This window comes from Lactobacillus sp. UMNPBX12 (genome assembly GCF_002553955.1).
Classification (GTDB): domain Bacteria; phylum Bacillota; class Bacilli; order Lactobacillales; family Lactobacillaceae; genus Lactobacillus; species Lactobacillus crispatus.
This window is the reverse complement of the sequence record NZ_PCYY01000079.1, coordinates 1-398: the sequence shown is the minus strand read 5'-3', so window position 1 is coordinate 398 and position 398 is coordinate 1. Positions and strand designations below refer to the sequence as shown.

The window sequence follows — 398 nt, the reverse complement described above, 5'->3', positions numbered from 1 at the left end:
ATGGCAAATAAAAAAGAGGTTACAAAACAAAACGTTCTGTAGTCTCTTTTTTATAAAACTTATATAAGACCTTTCTTAGAATGTCCGTACTGGTGTAATTAAGTGGACAAAGTTTTCTTGATCTTCTGTTGGCACCAAGGTAAATGGTCGCAATGGTGAAGTAAATGAAATCTTGATCGTTGCCTGACCAAAAGAACGCAAAGCATCTGTCATGTAGTTAGGATTGAACGAGATTTCAAGATCATTACCATCAAGAGCAGACGTGACTACCTTTTCTTCAACGGTACCGATATCTGGAGAATCACCACTAATTCGGACAAGACTTTCTGATGGCTTTAGACTTAACTTAACCACATCATTACGGCTTTCATGAGATAAAAGCGAAGCACGCTCAATTG

At 37.7% G+C, this 398-nt stretch carries 1 pseudogene; it reads right to left on the bottom strand.

The features are described 5' to 3' along the window. Positions 1-75: 75 nt before the first annotated feature. A pseudogene (locus tag CP363_RS10565) lies at positions 76-398 on the bottom strand (DNA polymerase III subunit beta); the annotation flags it as partial.